Here is a 22,849-nt window from a genome sequence, read left to right as displayed (position 1 = left end):
GGTCCGGGCAAACGGAGGGGGCGGATCATGACCGCAGTGCTGACCGAGCGGCAGAAGAAGTGGTTCGCCACGGTTCAGGCCAATCTGGAGAAGAAGACCGGCAAGCCGCTGGCCGACTGGGTCGCCATCATGAAGACCTGTCCCGAGACCGCGCCGCGCGCCCAAGCCGCCTGGCTGAAAGCGGAATACGGCGTGGGTCAGAACCACGCGGCGCAGATTCTGGACGCCTGTCGCCCCGCCGACGGTCCCGGTTGGGACGAGCCCGAGGCCTTGCGCGCGGCTCTGTGGAAGGACCCGGCGTCGCTGGCCATTCTCGAAGCGGTCGAGCGCGTTGCAGACGGCGTTGACGGCGTCATCGCGGGTCAGCGTAAGGGCTACACGTCCTTCTCGCGCAGCGTGCAGTTCGCGGCCATGCGTCCGCTGAAGGGCGGACGGGCTCTGCTGGGATTGAAGCTGGCGGCTGAGGCTTCGCCACGCCTGTCGTCGTCGGCGCGGCGCGAGAGCTGGTCCGAGCGGCTGACGGCCACGGTCGAACTGGATGCAGTCGAGCAGGTGGACGCCGAACTCGGCCGCCTGTTCGCACAGGCGGCCGAGTTCGGTTGAGTTTTAGCGCTTGCGGCCCAGGCTACCGAGCAGGATCGCGGCTCCGGCTAGGATTCCGGTGGTCAGCAGGGGTTTGCGACGGGCGAAGTCCAGGCCCTTGCGCGCGGGTTCCTGAAGATCGGCGGGGGCCTTGTCGACCATGCCGTCCAAACCGTCGATGACCCGACCATAGGCGTTCAAGGCCTTGCCCTTCACCTCGTTCAGCCTGCCTTCGACTTGCAGCCTGCTGTCGCCGGTCAGGCGACCGATGCCGCCCTGGGCCTTGCCCTTCAGTTCCGTCGCGACGCCTTCGATACGTTGATCGGTCATGGTGATCCCTGAAATGTGAGGAGGAGACTCACATTGGAAGCGTACCGCGGCGCCGCAAGTTCCGCAGCATATCGCGATGCGACATCAGGTGCGGCGATAGGGCGACAGGTCGGCCGTCATGGCTTCCATCTCCGCCTCGACCGCCGGGCGCTCGTTGTCGAGGTAGCGAGCGACGGGATCGCGCAGCGCCGGGTCGGCGATCCAGTGGGCGGAATAGACGGGGGAGGGCAGGTAGCCGCGTGCGATCTTGTGCTCGCCCTGGGCTCCCGCCTCGACGCGGGACAGGCCGCGCGAAATGGCAAAGTCAATGGCCTGATAGTAGCAGAGCTCGAAATGGAGGAACGGCACCTCCTCCAGCGCGCCCCACTGGCGGCCGTAGAGGGCGTCGCGGCCAATGAAGTTCAAAGCGCCCGCGATGGGCGTTCCGTCCCGGAAGGCCATGACCAGGGCGATGCGGTCGGCCATGTTGGCGCCAACGCGGGCGAAGAAGTCACGCGTCAGATAGGGGCGGCCCCATTTGCGGTCGCCGGTGTCCATGTAGAAGGCGAAAAAGGCGTCCCAGTGGGCCTCGGTGATCTCGGCGCCGGTCAGGACGCGGATGTCGAGACCCGCCTGGGCCTCGCGCCGCTCGCGCCGGATGGTCTTGCGCCGATTGGACGACAGAGCGGCGAGGAAGTCATCGAAGCTCTGGTAGCCGTCGTTGCGCCAGATGAACTGGATGTCGCGGCGCGGCAGCAGGCCCGCCTCGGTCATGGCGCGCCATTCCGGCTCGGTCGGGAAGTTGACGTGCAGGGACGAGACGCCCAGGCGCTCGACCAGGGTCAGGGCGCCTTGCAGCAGAGTCTCGCGCACTGTGGCTTCGTCCGTGCCGGGCGCGTTGAGGAAGCGCGGTCCTGTCGCGGGCGTGAAGGGCACGGCGCCCAGAAGCTTGGGGTAGTAGCGGCCGCCGGCGCGCTGATAGGCGTCGGCCCAACTGTGGTCGAAGACGTATTCGCCCTGACTGTGGCCCTTCAGATAGAGGGGCATGACGCCGATCACGGCGCCGTCTTCGTCATGCAGGGACAGGTGGCGCGCCGCCCAGCCCTGGGACGGGACGGCGCTGCCGGACGCCTCGCAGGCGTGCAGGAAGTCATAGGAGACGAAGGGATCGCCGGTCGGGGCCGCGCAGGCGTCCCACGCGTCCCGGCCTATCGCGGCGATCCCGTCGTTGACCTGGAGCGTGAAGCTCACTTCACCTCGATGATGGCGTCGATTTCCACGGCGAAGCCGAGCGGCAGCTTGTAGACGCCGACGGCCGAACGGGCGTGCTTGCCCGCGTCGCCGAAGACCTGGACCATCAGGTCCGAGCAACCGTTGACGACGGCGGGGATGGCTTCGAAGTCCGGGCCGGCCTGGACGAAGGCGCCCAGCTTGACGATGCGGACCACGCGATCCAGGTCGCCGTCGACGGCGGCGTTGATCTGGGCCAGCAGGTTGATGCCGCACAGGCGAGCGGCCTCGGCAGCCTGTTCCGGGGTCACGTCGACGCCGACGGTGCCCTTGATGCCGCCGTTGGCGTCGTTCGACAGCTGGCCCGAGATCAGGATCTGGTTACCGGTGCGGACGTAGGAAACGTAGCTGGCGACCGGCTTGGCGGGCTCGGGCAGGGTGATGCCGAGTTCGGCGATGCGGGCGTGGATGCTCATGTCGGAGACTCCGTTGAGGGGTTCGGGCGGGGTGTAGCGCGCCGGGCGGGCCGCGTCATCCGGGCTTCTTCATCCCGCTTTTCAGGGCGCGCCCCGCGACCACGGCGGCGGCGCCGAATTTCTCACGCAGGGCGTCGATGGCGGTCTCGGTCTTCAGCGCGCGCGTCTCGGCGGTGGCGAACAGGCCGGCGGGGGCGGCGCTCGCCTCGGCGATCTCGGCCAGGCCGATGCCGATCAGACGATAGGGCTCGCCCAGCTCGGGTTTCAGCAGGTCGCGTCCAGCCGAAAACAGCACCCGCGCCGTCTGCACCGGCTCGGCCAGGGTGATGCGGCGGGTGACGATCCTGAAGTCGGCCTTGCGCAGCTTCAGCACCACCACGCGGCTGGCCACGCCGTCACGCCGCGCCTTGGAGGCCAGCTTCTCGCACAGGGGCCACAGCTCGGCCTCCAGATCTTCGACATTGGTCAGATCGTCGTTGAAGGTGGTCTCGGCGCTCATGCCGCGCCGGTCGTGGTCGGGCCGCACCGGGCGGGCGTCGCGGGCGTGGCTGAGGTCGTAGAGCCGCAGACCCGTCTCGCCGTAGCGCCGCACCAGATCCTTGACGTCGGCGGCGGCCAGATCGCCGACCGTGGCGAAGCCGTCCGAGCGCAGGGTGCGCCCGAACACCGGCCCGACACCGGGCAGGATGCTGACCGGGCGCGACGCCAGCAGGCCCTTGGCCTCGGCGGAGCCGATGACCGAAAAGCCGCGCGGCTTGTCCAGCTCTGAGGCGATCTTGGCGAGGAAGCGGTTGGGGGCCAGGCCGATGGAGACGCTCAGGCCGGTTTCGTCCTCGATCCATTTCTGAAGGCGGACCAACTGGAAGGCCGGCGGGCCGCCATTGAGGCGTTCCGTGCCCGACAGGTCGATCCAGGCCTCGTCCAGCGACAGGGTCTGGACCAGGGGCGTCAGCTTGCCCACCGCGCCGAAGATGCGCTCGCTCTCGGCCGCGTATTTGCGAAAGTCAGGCTTGATGACGACAGCGTCGGGACAGGCCTTCAGCGCCTTGTACATGGGCATGGCCGAGCCGACGCCGTGCAGGCGGGCGACATAGCAGGCGGTCGAGACCACCCCGCGCTTGCCGCCGCCGATGATGACCGGCTTGTCGCGCAGTTCGGGGCGGTCGCGCTTCTCGACTGAGGCGTAGAAGGCGTCGCAGTCCAGGTGGGCGATGGTCAGGTTGCCCAGTTCGTCATGGCCGATGACCCGGCGCGAGGCGCACGAAGGGCACCGCTCGACCTTGCGGTCGCCGGTCCACAGACAGTCGCGGCAAACGGCCTTCAGGGCCAAGTGGAACTCCGTCGGTGCTCAGTGCGAAGCACGATGGCGCAATGAGAAAGGGCAGCTTCACTTCAACTTAAGACTGCGCGGCCCACTGTGCATCCGAAGAAGGCGAAAAGCCCTGCGCAACAGCGCGATTTGTTGGCGAAACAGCCGGGTGGCGGATGTCCAAGAAAGTCCTCATCGTCGAGGATAACGAGCTGAACATGAAGCTTTTTCATGATCTGCTCGATTCCCAGGGCTACGAGACCCTGCAGACCCGCGAAGGGCTGCAGGCGCTGGCCATTGCGCGCCAGCATCGCCCGGACCTGATCCTGATGGACATTCAGTTGCCCGAGATTTCGGGGCTGGAAGTGACCAAGTGGCTCAAGGACGATGAAGAGCTGAACCACATCCCCGTCATCGCCGTTACAGCCTTCGCCATGAAGGGTGATGAGGAGCGGATCAGGCAGGGTGGTTGCGAGGCCTATATCTCCAAACCCATTTCGGTGGTGTCGTTCCTCGAGACGATCCGCAAACATCTGGGGTAGGGCGGCATGAGCGCGCGCATCCTGGTCGTGGACGACGTCGAGACCAATGTCCGACTGCTCGAAGCCAAGCTGACCATTGAATACTATGACGTCCTGACCTGCGGCGACGGGCTGACGGCCATCGCCCTGGCCACGTCCGAGCAGCCGGACCTGATCCTTCTCGACGTCATGATGCCCGGGATGGACGGGTTTGAGACCTGCCGTCGGCTCAAGGACGATGCCAGGACCCGCCATATCCCGGTGGTTCTGGTGACGGCGCTGGACGGGCGACATGACCGGATCAAGGGGCTGGGATCGGGCGCCGACGACTTCCTGACCAAGCCTCTGGACGACGTGATCCTGATGGCGCGGGTCAAGAGCCTGACCCGACTGAAGATGGTCATGGATGAACTGCGCGAGCGCGAGGAGAGCGGACGGCGCGTCGGCGTCGACACCGCCGGCGTGGCGCGTCTGAAGGGCTCGGGCGGGCGTGTCCTGGTGGTGGACGACAACGCCCTGCAGGCCGCCAAGGTGGCCCAGGAACTGGCGGTCGAACATCGTCCCTTGATCGAGGCCGATCCGGCGGCGGCGCTGGAGGCCGCGCGCGGTCCCGTCGATCTGATGATTGTCAATGTGACCTCGGATGGCTTCGACGGCTTGCGCCTGATCGCCCAGGCCCGTTCCAAGGAGCCGACACGGCGGCTGCCGATTCTGGCCTTGGTTGATTCGCAGGATCGACCGCGGCTGTTGAAGGCGCTGGATCTGGGGGCCAATGATCTCCTGACCCGGCCGGTGGATCCCGAAGAGCTGTCGGCGCGGGTGCGGACCCAGGTGCGGCGCAAGCGCTATGGCGATTTCCTGCGCGAGAAGCTGGATCACAGTCTGGAAATGGCCGTCACCGACGCCCTGACCGGACTGCACAACCGGCGCTACATGACGAATCAGCTTCAGGCCCTTGTGGCGCGCACCAATCGTGGCAGCGAGCCGGTGGCGGTGCTGGTTCTGGACATCGACCACTTCAAGGCGGTCAACGATGGATTCGGCCACGACGCTGGCGACGAGGTGCTGCGCGAGTTCTCGGTGCGTCTGGCGACCAATGTGCGCGCCGTGGACCTGCCGTGCCGATTCGGCGGCGAGGAGTTCGTGGTGGTCATGCCGGGCACGACGCTGGAGGACGCCCACCGCATCGCCGAGCGAATCCGACGCGACGTGGGGGCCGCCCCCTTCCGTGTCATGGACGGCCAGGCGCACCTGAACGTCACTGTCTCTGTCGGCGTGGCCGCCACGACAGGGGCGGAGGATACGCCGGAATCCTTGTTGAAGCGGGCGGACGAGGGCGTCTATGAGGCCAAGGCTTCTGGACGCAACAAGGTCGTCGCCCGCGCGGCTTGAGCCGTTTCCTCGGCTAATCACGCAACGAAAAACGCCCGGCTGAAAAGCCGGGCGTTTCGAATTCTGCAGTCAAGCGAGCCAGTGGCTCAGGCGGTTAAGCCCTTACTTGATCTTGCCTTCCTTGAACTCGACGTGCTTGCGGACGACGGGGTCGTACTTCTTGACGACCATCTTTTCGGTCATCGTACGGGCGTTCTTCTTGGTGACGTAGAAGAAGCCGGTGTCAGCGGTGGAGTTCAGGCGGATCTTGATGGAAGCCGGTTTGGCCATCGGAATTACCTTTGCGACGGCGAAAGCCGCATGAAACGAGAGGCGCGGAACATACTCAGACGCAGACCAAAGTCAACGCCCGCGATGTCGCGTTGAGGAAAGGCTCCTAACGGGTAGGGTGATGAAATGAAAGCCTTGACCTCGATCGCCCTCGCGGCCGCCGCCCTGACCCTGTTTTCCCTGCCTGCTTCGGCGCGGGCGGACACGCCCCAGGACGCCTTCTTCAAGAATCTGAGCGCCCTGTGCGGCCAGAGATTCGAGGGCAGGGTGGTCACCATGGACGCCGCCGATTCGGATTTCGCCAGCCAGAGGCTGCTGATGCACGTCCGCGACTGCTCGGCCGAAGAGATTCGCATTCCTTTCTGGGTCGGCGCGGACCGCTCGCGCACCTGGGTCGTCAAACGCACGGCCACCGGCCTGCGGCTAAAGCATGATCATCGCCACGACGACGGCACGACCGACACCCTGCACTGGTACGGCGGCGACACGGCGGGCGCCGGCACGGCCGAACGGCAGGAGTTCCCGGTGGATCAGGAATCCATCGACCTGTTCAACGCCAACAACGCCTCGGTCTCGACCACCAACGTCTGGGCGATGGAGATCCATCCTCGGCATATGTTCGCCTATGAACTGCGCCGTCCCAACCGCCATTTCCGGGTCGAGTTCGACCTGACGAAGCCGGTCGCACAGTAGGGCCTAGAGAGCCTCCCACGGCGTCAGCGGGCGGACGGTGGCGCAGGCCGGGCCGCCGTCCTTGGCTCGACCCGGCAGGCGAACTTCCAGTATGCGGCCGTGGCGGGCGGCCTGCAGCAGATCGGCGGGGATGTCGTGGATGTCGATTTTGGCGCGGCGGCTCCATGTCGGGCCGGGAAAGCCTGCATGGGTTCCGATGCCGATATAGACGAAGCGGCGTGTTGGGCCCTCGCGCCGCACGAAGGGGCCGGTCAGGCGAGCGTCGTCGTTCAGCGTGACGGGCACGTCCAGCGACAGCGGGGCCTCCGTGGCGGTGACGGCGTCGATGGGCTCGCCGTCCTTGCCCTGTAGGCTGTAGCAGACGCCCGGCACGGGATCATTGATCGTCAGGCGCAGGGTGATGGTCTGCTGGCCCACGGCGTCAGTCCCTGTGTTCGACCACGTGACGGCCGCGCACCATGCGCACGAAGGGCAGGGGGCGGTCGGGATGGGGCAGGCGCTCTGCCATCTCGCCCAGGACGAAGCGGGTGATGGCGGGCAGGTCCAGGCTCTGCGCCTCGTCCAGCGGCAGCCAGGCGATCTCGTCCAGTTCGCCGGAGCCCTCGATCCGATCGGGGTCGCGCAGGGCCTCGACCGGCGCCATGAAGAATCGGGCGTCGAAGCGGCGGGTGCGCCCCGGCGGCGTAATGGCGCGCGCCACATAGGACAGGACCGACAGGTCGGGCAGGGCGCCCGCCTGACGATAGTCCCGCCACGGACCGGCGACGGAGGCGGGAGGCGCGGTTCGGCCCAGGATCAGGCCGGTTTCCTCGAATGTCTCGCGCACGGCGGTCAGGGCCAGGGCGCGGGCGCGACGGGCAGGCATTTCCGCCTCCAGCCGCCGCGCGACGTCGGACGACAGTTCGCCGGTCGAGGCGGCGGTGAAGTCGGAGCGGTCGATGCGGCCGCCGGGGAAGACCCATTTGGACGCCATGAAGACGTGGCCCGGCGCACGCCGGCCCATCAGCACCTCAGGGCGGTCGCCGCCGCGCGTCAGGATCAGGGTGGCGGCGTCCTTGGGCCTCTGGCCGCCGCCCGTACGCGGGGCGTCGGCCAGGTCCTGAGCGGCGTCGAAGGGGGCGGGGGGCTTCACCGCCGCTTGCCCTTGCGCACCCCTTTCAGCCCGCCTGACGGCTTGCCGCCGTTGCGAGGCTTGGGACCGCCGGGGCGGCCTTTTCCGCGCATCGGCGGGCGGTCGCCGCCGCGTCCCCGGACGCCGTAGCGCGGCGCGGGAGCATTGGGATCGCGCGGTTCGGGGTCGGACAGCATCTCCAGCACCAGACCGCCGGTGACCGGCGTGGCCTCGGCCAGGCGCACCTCGACGCGCCGGCCCAAGGTGTAGCGCTGGCCCGTGCGCTCGCCGATCAGGGCATGGGCGCGATCGTCGTGGGTGAAATATTCGTTGCCCAGCGAGGATACGGGAACCAGACCGTCGGCGCCTGTCTCGTCCAGCCGGATGAAGAGGCCGAAGCGCGTCACGCCGGTGATGCGCCCGGTGAAGGTCGCGCCGACGTGGTCCTCCAGGAAGGCGGCGATGTAGCGGTCCATGGCGTCGCGCTCTGCGGCCATCGAGCGGCGCTCGGTTTCGGTGACGTGCTCGGCGATGCCGTCCAGTTCGGCGATCTCGCGGTCCGTCAGGCCGTCCGAGCCCAGGTTCAGGCCGCGGATCAGGCCGCGGTGCACGATCAGGTCCGAATAACGTCGGATCGGCGAGGTGAAGTGGGCGTAGCGGTCCAGGTGCAGTCCGAAGTGGCCGACGTTGTCAGGCGAGTAGATGGCCTGCATCTGGGTGCGAAGGACCACCTCGTTGACCACCTCGGCGTGCGGGCCGTCGCGGGTCTCGTCCAGCAGCTTGTTGAACCGCTTGGTGTTCGGCGCTTCGCCCTTGTTCCAGGGCTTGCCGATGGTGTGCAGGAAGTCGGCCAGGTTGAAGATCTTCTCCTGGCTGGGCGTTTCGTGGACGCGATAGATCAGAGGCGTACGCGTCTTCTCCAGCGTCTCGGCGGCGCAGACGTTGGCCTGGATCATCATTTCTTCGATCAGGCGGTGGGCCTCCAGCGACTTGCGCGGTTCGATGGCGGCGATGCCGCCGCCGGGGGCCATGATGACGCGACGTTCGGGGCTTTCGATGGCCAGGGGGCTGCGGCGCTCGCGGCCCTTCAGCATGGTCGAATAGGCGTTCCACAAAGGATAGAGGATGGCGTCCATGATCGGACCCGTCACATCATCCTGCTGGCCGTCGATGGCGGACTGGGCCTGTTCGTAGGACAGCTTGGCCTGAGATCGCATCAGGCCGCGCATGAACTTGTGCCCCGTCTTCTTGCCGTCCTTGTCGAAGATCATGCGCACGGCCATGCAGGCGCGGTTCTCGCCCTGTTTCAGGCTGCACAGGCCGTTGGACAGGACTTCCGGCAGCATGGGCTCGACGCGGTCGGGGAAGTAGGTCGAGTTGCCCTTGTCGCGGGCCTCGCGGTCCAGCGCCGAGCCGGGACGGACGTAGGCGGCGACGTCGGCGATGGCGACCCAGACGATCCAGCCGCCCTCGTTCTTCGGGTCGGTGTCGCGCTCGGCGTAGACGGCGTCGTCGTGGTCGCGGGCGTCGGCGGGGTCGATGGTGATGAAGGGCACCTCGCGCAGGTCCTCGCGCCCTTTGAGCGTCGGCAGGGCCTGATCCTCGGCCTCGCGCTCGACCAGGTCCGAGAAGCCGGTCGGCAGGCCGTGGGCGTGGATAGCGATGATCGAGGCGGCGCGGGGATCGTCCTCGCGGCCGATGGTCTCGAGGATCTTGCCGCGCTTGGGGCCGTAGCGGTGGTCGCCCTTTTCGATCGAGGCCAGGACCAGGTCGCCGTCGCGCAGGCCGCCCGCCACCGCCGAGGGGATCAGCAGCACGTCCTTGGAGCGCTTGTCGACCGGCTCGACGCGGGTTTCGCGCGCCGACTTGCGGATAACGCCCAGGACGCGGTTGGTTCCGGCGTCCAGCCGCTTGACCAGGCGCGCCTCCCAGCCCTCGGCGCCGCGCGCGAACTTGACCAGCAGGCGATCGCCCAGGCCGGGCGCCGGCGCCTTGCCCTCGCGGTCCGGCAACAGCAGGGCGCGCGGCGCGTCCTCGCCGCCCTTGACCAGTTCGACGTATAGTTCGCCGTCCGCGTCGCGATCCACGACATCGACCACGCCGACGGGGGGCAGGGCGCCGGCCTCGGAAAAGCCCTTGCGGCCGCGTTTGCCCAGGGCGCGTTCGGCCTCCAGCGTCTTCAGCATCTCGCGCAGCTGGCGGCGTTCCACGCCCTTCAATCCGAAGGCGCGGGCGATGTCGGCCTTCTCGGCTTCGCCGGCTTCGCGCAGGAAGGCGATCAGGGTGTCTTTGTCGGGCAGGCCCGCGGCGGGGCGTTTCGGCGTCTTGGTCATTGCGTCCTATGTAATGCGCTTCGGGCCAAATGGGTGAAAACTTGCGTGAGTTGACCGCGAAGCCCGCGACGCCCAGCTTTCGCCCCTGAACACGCCTTTCCCGGAGCCTTCCGCATGTCGATGTCCGACGCCCCCGTCCTGTTCCGCCCTGTCGGCACGCTGCTGGACCTGATCGGCAAGACGCCCATGGTCGAGGTGACGCGGATCGACACCGGCCCCTGCCGTCTGTTCCTCAAGCTGGAGAGCCAGAACCCGGGAGGCTCCATCAAGGACCGCATCGCCCTGTCGATGATCGAGGCGGCCGAGAAGGCCGGCTGGCTGAAGCCGGGCGGCACCATCGTCGAGGCGACGGCGGGCAACACCGGCCTGGCCCTGACCCTGGTTGGCAAGCAGAAGGGCTACAAGGTCCTGTTGGTCATTCCCGACAAGATGTCGAAGGAGAAGATCCAGCACCTGCGCGCCATGGGCGCCGACGTCCGTCTGACCCGCTCGGACGTGCCGCACGGCCACCCCGAGTACTATACCGACATGGCCGAGCGTCTGGCCCAGCAGATTCCGGGCGGCTATTTCGTCAACCAGTTCGCCAACGACGCCAACGCCGCCGCCCACTTCAAGACGACTGGCCCAGAGATCTTCGAGCAGATGGACGGCGATATCGACGCCTTCGTCGCCGGCATCGGCTCGGGCGGGACGATTACGGGCAACGCCCAATACTTCAAGTCGCAGGGCTCGAAGGCCAAGATCATCCTGGCCGACCCGGTCGGCTCGGCCCTGGCCGGTCTGATCAACGAAGGCGTGGCCGGACCGGACGGCAGCTATTCGGTCGAGGGCATCGGTCAGAACTTCATGCCCGACACCGCCGACGCCGACCTGATCGACGTGGCCTATTCCATCCCGGACTCAGAGGCGATCGCCACGGTGCGCGACCTGCTGCTGAAGGAAGGCATCCTGGCGGGGTCGTCGTCGGGCACCCTGATCGCCACGGCCCTGCGTTGGTGCCGCGAGCAGACCGAGCCGAAGCGGGTCGTGACCTTCGTCTGCGACACTGGCGCCAAGTACCTGTCCAAGGTCTACAACGACGCCTGGCTGGCCGATCAGGGCCTGACCCAGCGCGAGATGCACGGCGACCTGTCGGACCTGATCACGCGCAAATACGCCAACGGCGACGTGGTGGTGATCGGACCCGACGACACCCTGGACACGGCGTTCAAGCGCATGAAGGGCGACGGCGTGTCGCAACTGCCGGTCATTCAGGACGGCCGCCTGGTCGGCATCCTGGACGAGAGCGACATCGTCCACATCATGAACACCGACGAGATCACCCGTAAGGAACGCTTCGCCAAGCCGGTGTCTTCGGCCATGACGCGCGATCTGGACACCCTGCAGGTCAGCGAGACGCTGGACGCCCTGATCCCGATCTTCGACCGCGACCGCGTGGCCATCGTCCTGGACGGCGAGACCTTCGTCGGCCTGATCGCCCGTACCGACCTGATCAACCACCTCAGCCTGAACCGATAGGCCCATGCCGACCCGTCGCGCAGCGGTGGGCGGACTGGGCGGCGTCGCGCTGGCGGCGTTGGCGGGGGACGCCGTCGCTCAGGCGACGTTGTTCGAGGGCGTGACCTTCGACAGCAGGGGCAAGGCGATCCGCGCCATCTACTACCCCGCGCAGGGGGATGTGCGGGGGGGCGGCGTCGTCATGATGCACGGATCCGGCGCCCGGATACGAAGCGCCGGGCCCTGGCATGAACTGGCGCTGAGCTTCGCCGGGGACGGGTACGCCGTGCTGACGCCCCTGTACGTGGATGCAGCGCCCGACGACGGTCGCCGTCCGCCGTCAGTCATGGCGGCCTGGCGGCGGGTCGGGCTGGATGGAGCCGACTGGCTGGCTGCACGAGCGGAAGTGGAGCCTGAGCGGATTGGCCTGTTCGGCTATTCTCTGGGCTCCTACGTCGCCGTGGACGGGGCCTTGGGCGCCGGCCATGCAGGCGCGGCGATAGGACTGGCTGGGGGCGTTGATGTCTATACGCCGCGCAATCCCAGGCGCCATATCCCGGTTCTGGTCATCCGGGCTGAGAACGACACCCATGTAAAGCCGGTCAATACGGCGGCCTGGGTCGATTTCATGCGCGATCACGACGTGCCGGTGCGGGTTCAGGTGCTGCGCGACGCCGACCACATCTTGAATACCCAGCAATGGGCCGAGGTCTTCACTCGGTCCGCCGAATTTTTCGACGGCAACATCGGCCGTCGGCGAGACAGGATACGACCATGAGTTCGCTGAAAAACAGCCAGGGTTTCTCGACCCGCGCCATCCACGCCGGCCAGAAGCCCGACCCGACCACGGGCGCGGTGATGACGCCGATCTACGCCACCTCGACCTATGCCCAGGAAAGCCCGGGCGTGAACAAGGGCTATGAGTATGCGCGCGGCAAGAACCCGACGCGCGAGGCCTTCGAGGCCTGCATCGCCGATCTGGAAGGCGGGGTTCAGGCCTTCGGCTTCGGCTCGGGCATGGCGGCGACCTCGACGGCGCTGGAGTTGCTGGACGCCGGGTCGCACATCGTCACCGGCGACGACCTGTATGGCGGTTCGTGGCGGCTTTTCGAGCGGGTGCGGCGTCGCTCTATGGGGCTGGATTTCAGCTATATCGACCTGACGGACCTGGCGGCGGTCGAGGCGGCCATCAACGACAAGACGCGGATGCTGTGGGTCGAGACCCCCACCAACCCGCTGATGAAGCTGGCCGACATCGAGGCCCTGTCGAAGATCGCCAAGGCTCACAAGCTGATCCTGGTCGTGGACAACACCTTCGCCACGCCGTGGAGCCAGCAGCCGCTGGCCCTGGGCGCCGACGTGGTCATGCACTCGGCGACCAAGTACCTGAACGGCCACTCCGACATCGTCGGCGGGGTTCTGGTCGCCAAGGACGCCGAGATGGCGGCCCAGATCAAGTTCCTGCAGAACTCCATCGGCGGCGTCATGGGGCCGTTCGACGCCTTCCTGGCCAACCGGGGCTTGAAGACCCTGGGACTGCGCATGAAGGCGCACAACGAGAACGCCATGGCCGTGGCCCGCTGGCTGGAAGACCGGAAAGGCGTCGCCAAGGTCATCTATCCGGGTCTGATCAGTCACCCGCAGCACGAGCTGGCCGCGCGCCAGATGAACGGCCGCTTCGGCGGCATGGTCACGGTGCTGATCGACGGCGATCTGGAGCGCACCAGGCGGGTGCTGGAGCGGGTGCAGGTCTTCACCCTGGCGGAGTCCCTGGGCGGGGTCGAAAGCCTGGTGAACCACCCGGCCATCATGACCCACGCATCCGTGCCCAAGGAGGTCCGCGAGGCCGGCGGAGTCACCGACAACCTGATCCGTCTGTCGGTCGGGGGCGAGGACATCGACGACCTGATCGCCGATCTGGATCAGGCGCTGTCCTGATACGAAAAAGGGGCGCTCCGGCCAGCCGGAGCGCCCCTTCGATTTCTTCGTCCAGGCTAGAGCCCTGACGAGGCCGAAATCAGCCTTCGGTCTTCAGTTGACCGGCCGATTCCTTGCCCGAGCGACGGTCGCGCTCGATTTCATACGAGACCTTTTGGTTCTCGTCGAGGCCACGCAGGCCGGCTTGCTCGACGGCCGAGATGTGGACGAAGACGTCCTTGCCGCCGTCATCCGGTTGGATGAAGCCGTAGCCCTTGGTGGAGTTGAACCATTTCACAGTGCCGGTAGCCATTTTCAGGACCTCCGCTAGTCGTTGACCTCAGGGAAGAGCCCCCTTGGCCTGTCGGGTCTGAATGGATCGGCCTAGTCCTCGGTGCGCAGAGCAAAGGGGCAGCAGCGTTACGCAGAGAGATCGACATTACTAAAATGAACGGCAATCGCGTCCAAAGCAAGACCCCTGATTTCAGGCGTCTTCTTCCTGTTCAGCGGCCGCGCCGCCGATGTAGTTCTCCTGACAGCGCTTTCGCAGGGCGGCGGTGATGGTGCCGCCGTACAGGCTGTCCTGAATGCGGTCGTAACCCTCGCTCTGGAGGGCCTGTTTGACGTCGCTGACCGTGCGACAGGCGCCGCTTTCAGCCAGTTGATAGGCCCGTTCGAGGGTCGTGGGGCGGAAAGTCATGGCCTTAACCTAGGGACTTTCCGCCGAATGGCCACCTTTCAGCGGTCAGGAAATCAGAACGAGAAGTTGATCCCGGCCACCAGGGCGCCCTTGTACTGCTCGCCCGGAACGTCGGCGTCGGTGTCGTGCCAGCGCAGGTCAAGCTCGACCTTGGGCGTCAGGGCGTAGGCGCCGCCGATGTTCCAGCCGGTGTAATCGATGCTGTTGTCCTGCTCGCGACGGCCGACCTCGGCCGAGACGTTCAGCTTGTTGGTGAAATCCCAGCCGCCACGCAGGGCGACCCAGGTCCAGGCCTCGGTCGAGCCGGTGCCGTCGGCCGAGTGCTGCAGCCGCAGACGGGCGCTGGCCGGGCCGATCGAGCGCTTCATGTCGGCGGTGAACTCCCAGGCGTCGTCGTCATAGCCGGGGTTGGCGTCGAAGCGATACTTGTGGGCGACGTTCAGGTCGAAGTCGAATCCGGCGAACTCGGGGCGGACGCCCGCCACCAGCTCGGACTCCAGCTTGGAGCCGCCGCCGTCGATGGTCTCCAGACCGCCCGAACCATAGAAGAGGCCGCTGGCGCTCTCCCATTCGGCGACGCCGTAGACGAAGGGATCGCCGTCGGACTTGGACGCCGCCTTGGAACGGTTGTCGGTCGCGGCGCCGGCCGAGAAGGACCATTTGCCCGCATCCTGGGCGTGGGCGCCGGAGGCCAGCAGGACCAGGGGGGCGGCGGCGAGAAGAGCGGCGTTCGTCAGGGTGCGGAGCATGAAAAGCCTCGTGAAGCGACAGGGCCGCTCCTAGAGGCGCTTCTTGTCGAATTTATCACAGGCCCGTGAAAACTCGTCCGCCAACCGCGCCACAAGCTGAGCCGTTGTGGGGCTGTCGTGGATCGCGCCGGAGCCTTGCCCCGCCGACCAGATGGTCTTCCACGCCTTGGCCTCCTCGCCCATGTCCAGCTTGTGCTCGGGCAGGGACTTCGGGTCGATCTTGTTCTCGACCAGCGAGGGGGTCAGGAAGTTGGCCGGGATGCCCGAGACAGCGGGCGTATAGGTGATGTCGGCCGAGCCGGAGGCGACGATCAGGTCCTTGTAGTGGGGCTGGGCCGCGCTCTCGGCCGTGGCGATGAAGCGGGTGCCCATATAGGCGAAGTCGGCGCCCATCATCAGGGCCGCGGCCACGTCCTGACCGGTGGACAGGCAGCCCGCCAGGATGATGGTCCCGTCATAGAAGCTGCGCACCTCGTTAATCAGGGCGAAGGGGTTCACCACGCCCGCGTGCCCGCCCGCGCCGTTGGCGACCAGGATCAGGCCGTCGACCCCGGCCTCGGCGGCTTTGCGGGCATGGCGGACATTGGCGATGTCGTGGAAGACCACGCCGCCGTAGCCATGCACCGCGTCCACCACGTCGCGCACGGCGCCCAGCGAGGTGATGATCAGCGGCACCTTTTCCTCGACCGAGACCATCATGTCGGCTATCAGGCGCGGATTGGTCGGATGAACGATGTGGTTGACGCCGAAGGCGGCGGCGTCGGGCGTCAGGCGCGACTTGATCTCCTGAACCCAGTCCCGATAGCCCTCGGTCGTGCGCTGGTTCAGCGAGGGGAAGGTGCCGATCACGCCCGCATTGCAGGCCTCGACCACCAGGTCCGGGCCGGACACCAGGAACATGGGCGAGGCGATGACCGGCAGCTTCAGGCCGGACTGCAGGGAAGCGGGAATGGCCACGGGTCGTTTCCTGGAATGGTTTCTGCGGGTTGTTTTAAGGGACGCTAACCGGGCGCCGCGGGGGAAGGCAATCACGCTTTCCTCCCCATGCTCGCGACCATCGCTCCCGCTCATCCCCGCGGAGGCGGGGACCCAGTAAGAGCCTCACGCGCGGCGTTCGGAAGCGCGCCCTTCGATTTCCGCGCGGCGCTTGCAGCCAAAGCACTGGGTCCCCGCCTCCGCGGGGATGAGCGGATTTTGGGGCGGTGGCGCGGAAAGCAGCCTGTAAAAAACAGAGTCCAATTCGTCTGAATCGTCTGAAATCCCCCTCAGGCCCATCCGTCCGCGACCGGCATCCTACCACGGCGGGGAGGGGCGCCAGGTCGATTGTCGAAACGCCCGCGCGGGGCCAGGATTTTCTTTGCGGGTGCGAGCGCCTAAATGGCGGGCATGACGCACTATACCGACAGCCTGTCCCAGCTCGGCGCCCAGACCGCCGCCCCGACCAATCCCGAAGAGGCGGTGCTGGAACGCGTGCCCAATCCGCACGCCGACACCCTCTATGTCGCGCGCTTCACCGCGCCCGAGTTCACCAGCCTGTGCCCGGTGACGGGCCAGCCCGACTTCGCCCACATCGTCATCGACTATGTGCCGGGCGACTGGCTGGTTGAGAGCAAGAGCCTGAAGCTCTACCTGACCAGCTTCCGCAACCACGGCGCCTTCCACGAGGACTGCACCGTGGCCATCGGCAAGCGCCTGGCCGATCTGCTGCAACCGAAATGGCTGCGCATCGGCGGCTACTGGTACCCGCGCGGCGGCATCCCCATCGACGTCTTCTGGCAAACCGGCGCGCCGATCGAGGGGGTCTGGCTGCCGGATCAGGGCGTCGCGACCTATCGCGGTCGGGGGTGAGGGCAGCAATGTCGCTGCGGTTCGTCGTGAGACGTTCTCTCAACGGTTTCTGAGTAGCGATTAGCGTGCTTGGCTTCAGGTTAGGCAGCAGCTTAAAGTGCCTCTGGGGGATGGGATGGCATATTTAAGATCGGTAGACTGGGCGGTCACGGGATCGATGCTGCAAGGGCTTGGTGCTGTCCTTGGAGCTTTGACTGTATTGGTTGCAGCTTGGATTGCATCTAGAACATTTGATACTTGGCTCCGCCAAAAATTGGCAGAGCGTAGAGTTCATCAGGCGGAGACGATTCTTGTCGCGACTTATAATGTTCGTCGACGGCTGGAGGCGGTTCGAAATCCCGCGATGTGGGCTTCGGAGTTGATCGATGCCGAAGAATTACTAAAGCGACGTGGCGATTGGAAAGAAGGCGGCGGTGTTGAAGCGCAAAAGAAGTTAGCAACAGCCCAAGCCTACTACACTCGAATAAAGGCCGCTGAAGGCGACCTAAGTGCTTTGAGGGACTGCTTGCCAATGGCGCGAGCGCTTTTCGACGAAGATGTCGAACAAGCGTTAGAGTATCTGCATCATCAGTTTCACGTCGTGGGCGTCTACGTGGGCGCAAACCAGCGCGATGGCGGTGGGGGTGACGAAAAGCTAAGGCGAAAAATCGAGAGTACCATTTGGTCTGGCTATCCCTCCGTTGAAGAAAACGAGATGGATCAGGCGGTAGCTGAGCGAGTACGATTGATTGAAAGCGTCTGTGTTCCTGCCCTTCGACTGGAAGATCCCGGTCGAGGCAAAGCTGCGGAAAAGGTAACTACCTCATCCCCCCGCCTCCCGCTCGAAGTCTGGGGCCGTCGCTTGATGACCCGCGCGGAGGCGTGGGCGGATCGGGGGCGGTGGCGGGGGTATGCCTATGAGTTCCTGTGGTTCGGGCTGAAGCAGGGGTGGGCCTGTCTGTTCGGCGGGGCCATGCTGGTGCTTCTGGTCGGGACGCATCTGCTGTGGCCTGATGCGGCGCCGGTGTCGCGTTACGACTTTCTGGTGGTCGGGGCGCTGGCCATTCAGGGGCTGATGCTGGCCTTCAAGCTGGAGAGCTGGGAGGAGGCGCGGGTCATCTTCCTGTTCCATGTCGCCGGGACGATCATGGAGCTGTTCAAGACCTATCACGGGTCGTGGATTTACCCTGAGGAGTCGCTGCTGCGGATCGGGGCGGTGCCGCTGTTCTCGGGCTTCATGTATGCGGCGGTGGGCAGCTATATCGCGCGGGTGCAGCGCATCTTCCATATCCGGGTGCGGGGGTATCCGCCGCTGTGGACGACCTGGGTTCTGGCGGCGGCCATATACGTCAACTTCTTCGCGCATCACTGGCTGCCGGACGTGCGGATAGCGCTGTTCGCGGCGACGGTGCTGCTGTTCGGGCGGGGCTGGTTCTATTTCACCGCGGATCGACGGCGGCGGTCGATGCCGCTGCTGCTGGGCTATTTCCTGGTGGCGCTGTTCATCTGGTTCGCGGAGAACCTGGGGACCTTCGCGCGGGCCTGGGTCTATCCGGGGCAGGCGGACGGCTGGGAGATGGTCAGCCTGAACAAGCTGGGGGCGTGGTTCCTGCTGACGATCATTTCGGTGGTGCTGGTGTCGCTGGTGCACCGGCCGGAGGCGGAGCCGAGGTAGGGTCGTTCTTGATCCTCCCCCGTGCAACGGGGGGGGGGACCGCCGAAGGTGGTGGAGGCGGCGGATACGCGCTCGACCTCACGATCGTTTCGCGCCGTCTGAGGCTTGATCCCGAGCTACGGCGCTTGAACTCGCCCCCTCCACCATGCTGCGCATGGTCCCCCTCCCCCGCAAGCAGGGGAGGATTGAGAAGGTTACGGCCGCCGCTCGACCTTGTGCGCCATGACGGGGCGGGGGCGTTCCAGCGGGGGCTCGGTCAGGGTTCCAACGTGGATGAAGCCGGCGATGGTCTCGCCGTCCCTGACGCCGAACAGGGCGACGGCGGCGGGGTCGTAGGAATACCAGTCGGTGATCCAGCTGGCCGAATAGCCCAGGGCGTCGGCGGCGTGTTCCAGGTTCATGCAGACGGCGCCGGCGGACAGCTGCTGCTCCCAGACCGGGACCTTGTGGCCCTGTATCGGGGTGGAGACGACCATGACGGTCAGGGGCGGATTGGCCAGCTTGGCGAGAACGGCCAGGTCCTTGTCGACGCGGCCTTGCGTTTCGGCCAGGGCGGCGAGGGCCTCGGACAGGTCGGCGCGGCTCTGAGGGCCGAGAACCACGAAGCGCCAGGGGAAGAGCTTGCCGTGGTCCGGGGTGCGGGCGCCGAGGTGGAGGATCTGCTCGATCTCGGCCTCGGACGGGCCGGGGGCGGCCAGCAGCTGGGCCGAGGCCGAGCGGCGCACGGCCAGACGGGCCAGGGCTTCGTCCGAACGGACGGGCAGGGGCAGGGCGGCGTTGAGATCGGTCATGCCGTCTAGCTAGGATTTCGAGACGCCCGGCGCCATAGCGGAAGGATGCACAATATCGCCGACATCAAGCCCCGCTGGGCCGAAGGCCTGCCAGAGACGCCGAAATGGCAGAGTCACGGCGACAGCGTCCTGATCGACACGCCGTGGATGACGGTGACGCGCCACCCGGCCACGGCCCCGACGGGGGCGCCCGCCGACTATGTGGTCATGCGACCCAAGAACGTCGGGACGGGCGTCTTGCCGCTGCACGAGGACGGGACGGTGACGATGGTGGGGCAGCACCGCTTCACCCTGATGCGCTACTCCTGGGAGATGCCCGAGGGCGGGGCGCCGATGGACGAGGACCCGTTCGACGCCGTGCGCCGCGAACTGGCCGAGGAGGCGGGGCTGGCGGCGGAGCACGGGCGGCCGGCGCTGGACATGGACCTGTCCAACTCGATCACCGACGAGCGGGCCATGACCTGGGTGGCCTGGGGGCTGAGCGCGGTTCCGGTCGACCCGGACCCGACCGAGGTGATCGTGTCGGCGCGGGCGCCTTTCCGCGATCTGCTGGCCGAGATCGAGCGGGGGGCGGTGCGCGACAGCCTGACGGTGGCGACGGCTTACAAGGCCTACCATATGGCGCGGGAAGGCGAACTGCCCGCCGCGCTGGCGCGAGCCATGCTGGGGGCGTAGGATCGCCGCCTGAGAACGGAGGGCCGATGGCCAAGCTGGAAATCGTGCCGCAACAGCCGGACCTGTGGACGCAACTGCGCGCCGCGGCCGAGGACGCCGCGCGCGAGGAGCCCCGTCTGGCCTCGCAACTGAACGCCGTGGTGCTGGCGCATGACGATCTGGCGGGGGCGCTGAGCTTCCAGATCGCGCGCAAGCTGGGCGACGCAGAGCTGGGGGCCATGTCGCTGCGCGAGGTGGCCCTGTCGGCCTTCGCCGCCGATCCCGGCATTCTGGCGGCGGCGGAAGCCGACCTGAAGGCGGTGCAGGACCGCGACCCGGCGATCCGATCGCTGTTGCAACCCTTCATGTATTTCAAGGGGTTCCAGGCGCTGCAGGCCTGGCGCGTGGCGCACTGGCTGTGGGGGCAGGGGCGCGACACGCTGGCGTTTCACTTCCAGAGCCGGATTTCGGAGCTGTTCCAGCTGGACATCCACCCGGCGGCGAAGATCGGTTCGGGCGTCTTTGTCGACCACGGCACCGGCATCGTCATCGGCGAGACGGCGGTGGTCGGCGACGAGGTGTCGATGCTGCACGCCGTGACCCTGGGCGGGACCGGGGCCGAGCGCGGCGACCGTCACCCCAAGATCGGGCGCGGCGTCCTGTTGGGCGCGGGGGCCAAGGTGCTGGGCAATATCGTGATCGGCGACTACGCCAAGGTGGCCTCGGGGTCAGTGGTGCTGAAGCCGGTTCCGACGGGCTGCACCGTGGCCGGGGTGCCGGCGCGCGTGGTCAACTGCCCGACCGACGCCACGCCCGCGCGGACCATGGACCACACCCTGGCCGACATCGCCTATGATTTCGTGATCTGAGGTGGCTGCCTGTGGACGCCCGATACGCGGGCTTCCCATGAGGAGGCGGCTTCTTTAGGTTCCGCCGTCAACGACACCAACGAGGCTACCCCCGTGAAAGAATCTGATCTGAAGCGCGTCGAGACGCACCTGAAGCGCACCTTCAACCACGGCGGCATCAAGGTGAAGGCCCGCAAGGTCGCCGACTCCGCCGAAGTCTATGTCGATGACGAGTTCATCGGCGTGGTGTTCGAGGACGAGGACGAGGCCGGCTCGTTCATGTTCGAGATGGCGATCCTGGCCGAAGACCTGCCGCAGGACTAAGCCGCGCCTTCAGGGATTTCTCTGGAAAGCACGCACGAAAAAGGCCGGAGGGGCGAACCCTCCGGCCTTTTGTCGTCTCAGGCGATCACCAGCCGAAGAGGCGGGCGAAGAAGCCCTTTTTCTTTTCAGGCTGGGGCGCAGCGGCGGGCGCCGGTTGCGGGGCCGCAGCCGCCGGAGCGGGGGTGGGCGCTTCGACCGGCTTGGGAGCCGGGGCGGGCGCGGCGGCGACCGGGGTCGGCGCGGGCGTCGGAGCGGGAGCGGCGGTCACGGCCGCGGCGACGGGCTTGGTCGCCTCCACCGGCTTGGCGGCGGGTTTCGCAGCAGCAGCGGCCTTGGGCGCTGCTGCCTTCTTGGGGGCGGCGGCCTTGGGCGCAGCGGCCTTCGCGACCGGAGCCTTTGCCGCGGGAGCCTTGGCCGCGGCGGGCTTCGCGGCCGCCTTCGGCGCAGCCTTTGCAGCCGGTTTGGCGGCGGCCTTCGGAGCAGGCTTGGGCGCAGCGGCCTTCACGGCGGGCTTGGCGGCGGCCTTGGGCGCGGCGGTTTTCGGCGCGGCCTTCGGTTTTGCAGCGGCCTTGGGCGCCGCAGCGCTCGACTTTGCCGCCGGTTTCGGCTTGGAAGCGGCAGGCGCCGCTTTCGGCGTAGAAGATTTCGACTCAGACGGTGCTTTAGCCATGGATACCCCGACCCCTAGATGGACACGGGCATTCCGTACGCCCGCACGCGTTGCGATTCGTCATAATAACGGTGTTTGAGAAATGTCCGAGTCCGCAGTTCAGGTGATCGCACGCGGCGATCGCGCCCCGGCCGAAGCCGCCGCCGCCGCCATCGACGCCAACCCCCTGCTGGAAAACGCGACCTACTCGATCCTGGAAGAGGACGAGGACAAGGGCGTCTGGCGCATCGACGCTTTCCCGACGACCGACGAGGAGGCCGAGGGCATCGCCGAGATCTTGCGCGCGACGCCGGGGTTGGAGGTGATCGTCGAGAAGCTGGCCGACGCCGATTGGCTGGCCATGAGCCTGTCGGGCCTGCCGCCGGTCGAGGCCGGGCGCTTCTTCGTCTATGGCGCCCACGATCAGGGCAAGATTCCTGAGGGCCGGGTCAATCTGAAGATCGACGCGGGCGCCGCCTTCGGCACCGGTCACCACGGCACGACGGTCGGCTGCCTGGAAGCCTTCGACAATCTGCTGGCGACCGAGAGCTTCGAGAAGGTGCTGGACGTGGGCTGCGGCACGGGCGTGCTGGCCATCGCTGCGGCCAAGACGGGCTCGCCCATCGCCGTCGGCACCGACATCGACGAGCCCTCGGCCCGCATCGCCAACGAGAACGCCCAGATCAACGACGCCAAGTGCGAGTTCTATTTCGCCGACGGCCTGAGCGATGCGCGCATCGCCCAGCACGCCCCCTATGACCTGGTCTTCGCCAACATCCTGGCCGCACCGCTGGTGTTTTTGGCTCCGGAGATCGCCGCTGCGCTGAAGTCTGGCGGCGTCGCCATCCTGTCGGGCCTGCTGCGGACGCAGGAGGAGCGTATTCTGGAAGCCTATCTGCCGCTGGGCTTCGTGGTCGAGCAGACCATCCACCACGATGCGTGGAGCGCGCTGCAACTGCGCAAGAAATAGGCGCGACCTTCTCCCTCCCCGT

General features: G+C 66.9%; 27 protein-coding genes. 13 read left to right on the top strand and 14 right to left on the bottom strand.

Features of this window, described 5'->3' with window-relative positions; genetic code table 11:
* Positions 1 to 27 precede the first annotated feature (27 nt).
* Positions 28 to 603: a DUF4287 domain-containing protein gene (locus tag RTY13_RS12000; RefSeq protein ID WP_312783687.1), complete on the top strand. Its 576-nt coding sequence runs from the start codon at positions 28 to 30 to the stop codon at positions 601 to 603.
* A 3-nt stretch (positions 604 to 606) separates the two neighbouring features.
* Here the strand turns inward: RTY13_RS12000 and RTY13_RS11995 are convergent, their stop codons facing one another.
* The 4 genes from RTY13_RS11995 to RTY13_RS11980 all read right to left on the bottom strand — a co-directional run bounded on the left by RTY13_RS11995 (position 607) and on the right by RTY13_RS11980 (position 3,927).
* The gene (locus RTY13_RS11995) at positions 607 to 912 is read right to left on the bottom strand and encodes a CsbD family protein (RefSeq protein ID WP_312783685.1); all 306 of its coding nucleotides are present in this window, start codon (positions 910 to 912) and stop codon (positions 607 to 609) included.
* A gap of 84 nt (positions 913 to 996) precedes the next feature.
* Entirely contained in the window at positions 997 to 2,142 is a 1,146-nt protein-coding gene (locus RTY13_RS11990; RefSeq protein ID WP_312783683.1) for a GNAT family N-acetyltransferase, read from the bottom strand.
* Entirely contained in the window at positions 2,139 to 2,597 is a 459-nt protein-coding gene (locus tag RTY13_RS11985) for a RidA family protein (protein WP_207826529.1), read from the bottom strand. Before RTY13_RS11985 ends, RTY13_RS11990 begins: the two co-directional genes overlap by 4 nt.
* A 55-nt stretch (positions 2,598 to 2,652) precedes the next feature.
* The gene (locus tag RTY13_RS11980) at positions 2,653 to 3,927 is read right to left on the bottom strand and encodes a DNA polymerase IV (RefSeq protein ID WP_312783682.1); all 1,275 of its coding nucleotides are present in this window, start codon (positions 3,925 to 3,927) and stop codon (positions 2,653 to 2,655) included.
* A gap of 155 nt (positions 3,928 to 4,082) precedes the next feature.
* On the opposite strand from RTY13_RS11980, the gene RTY13_RS11975 reads away from it, so the two are divergent.
* The gene (locus RTY13_RS11975; RefSeq protein ID WP_184273318.1) at positions 4,083 to 4,448 is read left to right on the top strand and encodes a response regulator; all 366 of its coding nucleotides are present in this window, start codon (positions 4,083 to 4,085) and stop codon (positions 4,446 to 4,448) included.
* 6 nt (positions 4,449 to 4,454) lie between these two features.
* On the top strand, positions 4,455 to 5,819 hold the full coding sequence (locus tag RTY13_RS11970) for a PleD family two-component system response regulator (RefSeq protein ID WP_312783681.1): 1,365 nt from the start codon (positions 4,455 to 4,457) through the stop codon (positions 5,817 to 5,819).
* Positions 5,820 to 5,921: 102 nt separating this feature from the next.
* Here the strand turns inward: RTY13_RS11970 and rpmG are convergent, their stop codons facing one another.
* Positions 5,922 to 6,089, bottom strand: a complete 168-nt coding sequence (gene rpmG, locus RTY13_RS11965; RefSeq protein WP_003164451.1) for a 50S ribosomal protein L33 — start codon at positions 6,087 to 6,089, stop codon at positions 5,922 to 5,924.
* A gap of 126 nt (positions 6,090 to 6,215) precedes the next feature.
* Here rpmG and RTY13_RS11960 point away from each other — a divergent pair, with 126 nt between their 5' ends.
* Complete coding sequence (locus RTY13_RS11960; RefSeq protein ID WP_312783680.1) at positions 6,216 to 6,782, top strand: hypothetical protein; 567 nt, start codon at positions 6,216 to 6,218, stop codon at positions 6,780 to 6,782.
* Between the two features lie 3 nt (positions 6,783 to 6,785).
* Here RTY13_RS11960 and RTY13_RS11955 read toward each other — a convergent pair whose 3' ends face one another.
* From RTY13_RS11955 to rnr, 3 genes are read right to left on the bottom strand one after another with little or no spacing between them, the layout of a single operon-like run.
* A complete protein-coding gene (locus RTY13_RS11955) occupies positions 6,786 to 7,199 on the bottom strand; it encodes a DUF5990 family protein (protein ID WP_312783679.1) in 414 nt (137 codons plus the stop codon).
* A 4-nt stretch (positions 7,200 to 7,203) separates the two neighbouring features.
* On the bottom strand, positions 7,204 to 7,914 hold the full coding sequence (locus tag RTY13_RS11950; RefSeq protein WP_409450307.1) for an NUDIX hydrolase: 711 nt from the start codon (positions 7,912 to 7,914) through the stop codon (positions 7,204 to 7,206).
* A complete protein-coding gene (gene rnr / locus RTY13_RS11945; RefSeq protein WP_312783678.1) occupies positions 7,911 to 10,226 on the bottom strand; it encodes a ribonuclease R in 2,316 nt (771 codons plus the stop codon). The genes RTY13_RS11950 and rnr overlap by 4 nt, the downstream gene beginning before the upstream one ends.
* Positions 10,227 to 10,340: 114 nt before the next feature.
* Here rnr and RTY13_RS11940 point away from each other — a divergent pair, with 114 nt between their 5' ends.
* From RTY13_RS11940 to RTY13_RS11930, 3 genes are read left to right on the top strand one after another with little or no spacing between them, the layout of a single operon-like run.
* Positions 10,341 to 11,744 carry a cystathionine beta-synthase gene (locus RTY13_RS11940; RefSeq protein WP_312783676.1) on the top strand — a complete coding sequence of 468 codons (1,404 nt, stop codon included), beginning with the start codon at positions 10,341 to 10,343 and terminating at the stop codon, positions 11,742 to 11,744.
* A 4-nt stretch (positions 11,745 to 11,748) separates the two neighbouring features.
* Positions 11,749 to 12,501 (top strand): alpha/beta hydrolase family protein, encoded by a 753-nt coding sequence (locus RTY13_RS11935; RefSeq protein ID WP_312783674.1) that lies wholly within the window; start codon positions 11,749 to 11,751, stop codon positions 12,499 to 12,501.
* Positions 12,498 to 13,661, top strand: coding sequence for a cystathionine gamma-synthase (locus RTY13_RS11930; RefSeq protein WP_312783672.1), 1,164 nt, complete (start codon positions 12,498 to 12,500; stop codon positions 13,659 to 13,661). Before RTY13_RS11935 ends, RTY13_RS11930 begins: the two co-directional genes overlap by 4 nt.
* Positions 13,662 to 13,740: 79 nt before the next feature.
* Here the strand turns inward: RTY13_RS11930 and RTY13_RS11925 are convergent, their stop codons facing one another.
* From RTY13_RS11925 to RTY13_RS11910, 4 genes are all read right to left on the bottom strand, one after another.
* Positions 13,741 to 13,953, bottom strand: coding sequence for a cold-shock protein (locus tag RTY13_RS11925; protein ID WP_003164457.1), 213 nt, complete (start codon positions 13,951 to 13,953; stop codon positions 13,741 to 13,743).
* A 171-nt stretch (positions 13,954 to 14,124) separates the two neighbouring features.
* A complete protein-coding gene (locus RTY13_RS11920; RefSeq protein ID WP_292083260.1) occupies positions 14,125 to 14,340 on the bottom strand; it encodes a hypothetical protein in 216 nt (71 codons plus the stop codon).
* A gap of 53 nt (positions 14,341 to 14,393) precedes the next feature.
* Entirely contained in the window at positions 14,394 to 15,089 is a 696-nt protein-coding gene (locus RTY13_RS11915; RefSeq protein WP_312783669.1) for a TorF family putative porin, read from the bottom strand.
* Positions 15,090 to 15,119: 30 nt separating this feature from the next.
* Complete coding sequence (locus RTY13_RS11910) at positions 15,120 to 16,046, bottom strand: nitronate monooxygenase family protein (protein WP_312783667.1); 927 nt, start codon at positions 16,044 to 16,046, stop codon at positions 15,120 to 15,122.
* Between the two features lie 429 nt (positions 16,047 to 16,475).
* Here RTY13_RS11910 and queF point away from each other — a divergent pair, with 429 nt between their 5' ends.
* Both queF and RTY13_RS11900 read left to right on the top strand, forming a co-directional pair.
* A complete protein-coding gene (queF, locus tag RTY13_RS11905) occupies positions 16,476 to 16,937 on the top strand; it encodes a preQ(1) synthase (protein WP_207826552.1) in 462 nt (153 codons plus the stop codon).
* An 844-nt stretch (positions 16,938 to 17,781) separates the two neighbouring features.
* Positions 17,782 to 18,591, top strand: a complete 810-nt coding sequence (locus RTY13_RS11900; protein WP_312783810.1) for a DUF817 domain-containing protein — start codon at positions 17,782 to 17,784, stop codon at positions 18,589 to 18,591.
* Between the two features lie 194 nt (positions 18,592 to 18,785).
* Here the strand turns inward: RTY13_RS11900 and RTY13_RS11895 are convergent, their stop codons facing one another.
* The gene (locus RTY13_RS11895) at positions 18,786 to 19,382 is read right to left on the bottom strand and encodes a nitroreductase (protein WP_312783666.1); all 597 of its coding nucleotides are present in this window, start codon (positions 19,380 to 19,382) and stop codon (positions 18,786 to 18,788) included.
* 45 nt (positions 19,383 to 19,427) lie between these two features.
* On the opposite strand from RTY13_RS11895, the gene RTY13_RS11890 reads away from it, so the two are divergent.
* From RTY13_RS11890 to RTY13_RS11880, 3 genes are all read left to right on the top strand, one after another.
* Positions 19,428 to 20,057, top strand: a complete 630-nt coding sequence (locus RTY13_RS11890; protein WP_312783665.1) for an NUDIX hydrolase — start codon at positions 19,428 to 19,430, stop codon at positions 20,055 to 20,057.
* Positions 20,058 to 20,083: 26 nt separating this feature from the next.
* The gene (gene cysE, locus RTY13_RS11885; RefSeq protein ID WP_312783664.1) at positions 20,084 to 20,905 is read left to right on the top strand and encodes a serine O-acetyltransferase; all 822 of its coding nucleotides are present in this window, start codon (positions 20,084 to 20,086) and stop codon (positions 20,903 to 20,905) included.
* A gap of 93 nt (positions 20,906 to 20,998) precedes the next feature.
* Positions 20,999 to 21,208 carry a DUF3126 family protein gene (locus RTY13_RS11880; protein WP_105564438.1) on the top strand — a complete coding sequence of 70 codons (210 nt, stop codon included), beginning with the start codon at positions 20,999 to 21,001 and terminating at the stop codon, positions 21,206 to 21,208.
* An 85-nt stretch (positions 21,209 to 21,293) separates the two neighbouring features.
* On the opposite strand, the gene RTY13_RS11875 is transcribed toward RTY13_RS11880, so the two are convergent.
* Complete coding sequence (locus RTY13_RS11875; RefSeq protein ID WP_312783662.1) at positions 21,294 to 21,878, bottom strand: hypothetical protein; 585 nt, start codon at positions 21,876 to 21,878, stop codon at positions 21,294 to 21,296.
* Between the two features lie 82 nt (positions 21,879 to 21,960).
* On the opposite strand from RTY13_RS11875, the gene RTY13_RS11870 reads away from it, so the two are divergent.
* Entirely contained in the window at positions 21,961 to 22,827 is an 867-nt protein-coding gene (locus RTY13_RS11870) for a 50S ribosomal protein L11 methyltransferase (protein WP_312783660.1), read from the top strand.
* Positions 22,828 to 22,849 lie beyond the last annotated feature (22 nt).

This window comes from Brevundimonas sp. (assembly GCF_032055285.1).
In the GTDB taxonomy this organism is placed as follows: domain Bacteria; phylum Pseudomonadota; class Alphaproteobacteria; order Caulobacterales; family Caulobacteraceae; genus Brevundimonas.
This window is presented reverse-complemented; position numbering and strand designations above follow the sequence as displayed.

Excerpts from the sequence above, each read along its gene's own strand:
- rpmG (WP_003164451.1), bottom strand. The coding sequence starts at position 6,089 with ATGGCCAAACCGGCTTCCATCAAGATCCGCCTGAACTCCACCGCTGAC.
- RTY13_RS11870 (WP_312783660.1), top strand. The coding sequence starts at position 21,961 with ATGTCCGAGTCCGCAGTTCAGGTGATCGCACGCGGCGATCGCGCCCCG.
- RTY13_RS11940 (WP_312783676.1), top strand. The coding sequence starts at position 10,341 with ATGTCGATGTCCGACGCCCCCGTCCTGTTCCGCCCTGTCGGCACGCTG.
- RTY13_RS11875 (WP_312783662.1), bottom strand. The coding sequence starts at position 21,878 with ATGGCTAAAGCACCGTCTGAGTCGAAATCTTCTACGCCGAAAGCGGCG.
- RTY13_RS11920 (WP_292083260.1), bottom strand. The coding sequence starts at position 14,340 with ATGACTTTCCGCCCCACGACCCTCGAACGGGCCTATCAACTGGCTGAA.
- RTY13_RS11995 (WP_312783685.1), bottom strand. The coding sequence starts at position 912 with ATGACCGATCAACGTATCGAAGGCGTCGCGACGGAACTGAAGGGCAAG.
- RTY13_RS11930 (WP_312783672.1), top strand. The coding sequence starts at position 12,498 with ATGAGTTCGCTGAAAAACAGCCAGGGTTTCTCGACCCGCGCCATCCAC.
- RTY13_RS11925 (WP_003164457.1), bottom strand. The coding sequence starts at position 13,953 with ATGGCTACCGGCACTGTGAAATGGTTCAACTCCACCAAGGGCTACGGC.
- RTY13_RS11935 (WP_312783674.1), top strand. The coding sequence starts at position 11,749 with ATGCCGACCCGTCGCGCAGCGGTGGGCGGACTGGGCGGCGTCGCGCTG.
- RTY13_RS11985 (WP_207826529.1), bottom strand. The coding sequence starts at position 2,597 with ATGAGCATCCACGCCCGCATCGCCGAACTCGGCATCACCCTGCCCGAG.
- rnr (WP_312783678.1), bottom strand. The coding sequence starts at position 10,226 with ATGACCAAGACGCCGAAACGCCCCGCCGCGGGCCTGCCCGACAAAGAC.
- queF (WP_207826552.1), top strand. The coding sequence starts at position 16,476 with ATGACGCACTATACCGACAGCCTGTCCCAGCTCGGCGCCCAGACCGCC.
- cysE (WP_312783664.1), top strand. The coding sequence starts at position 20,084 with ATGGCCAAGCTGGAAATCGTGCCGCAACAGCCGGACCTGTGGACGCAA.
- RTY13_RS11970 (WP_312783681.1), top strand. The coding sequence starts at position 4,455 with ATGAGCGCGCGCATCCTGGTCGTGGACGACGTCGAGACCAATGTCCGA.
- RTY13_RS12000 (WP_312783687.1), top strand. The coding sequence starts at position 28 with ATGACCGCAGTGCTGACCGAGCGGCAGAAGAAGTGGTTCGCCACGGTT.
- RTY13_RS11890 (WP_312783665.1), top strand. The coding sequence starts at position 19,428 with ATGCACAATATCGCCGACATCAAGCCCCGCTGGGCCGAAGGCCTGCCA.
- RTY13_RS11915 (WP_312783669.1), bottom strand. The coding sequence starts at position 15,089 with ATGCTCCGCACCCTGACGAACGCCGCTCTTCTCGCCGCCGCCCCCCTG.
- RTY13_RS11975 (WP_184273318.1), top strand. The coding sequence starts at position 4,083 with ATGTCCAAGAAAGTCCTCATCGTCGAGGATAACGAGCTGAACATGAAG.
- RTY13_RS11895 (WP_312783666.1), bottom strand. The coding sequence starts at position 19,382 with ATGACCGATCTCAACGCCGCCCTGCCCCTGCCCGTCCGTTCGGACGAA.
- RTY13_RS11900 (WP_312783810.1), top strand. The coding sequence starts at position 17,782 with ATGACCCGCGCGGAGGCGTGGGCGGATCGGGGGCGGTGGCGGGGGTAT.
- RTY13_RS11960 (WP_312783680.1), top strand. The coding sequence starts at position 6,216 with ATGAAAGCCTTGACCTCGATCGCCCTCGCGGCCGCCGCCCTGACCCTG.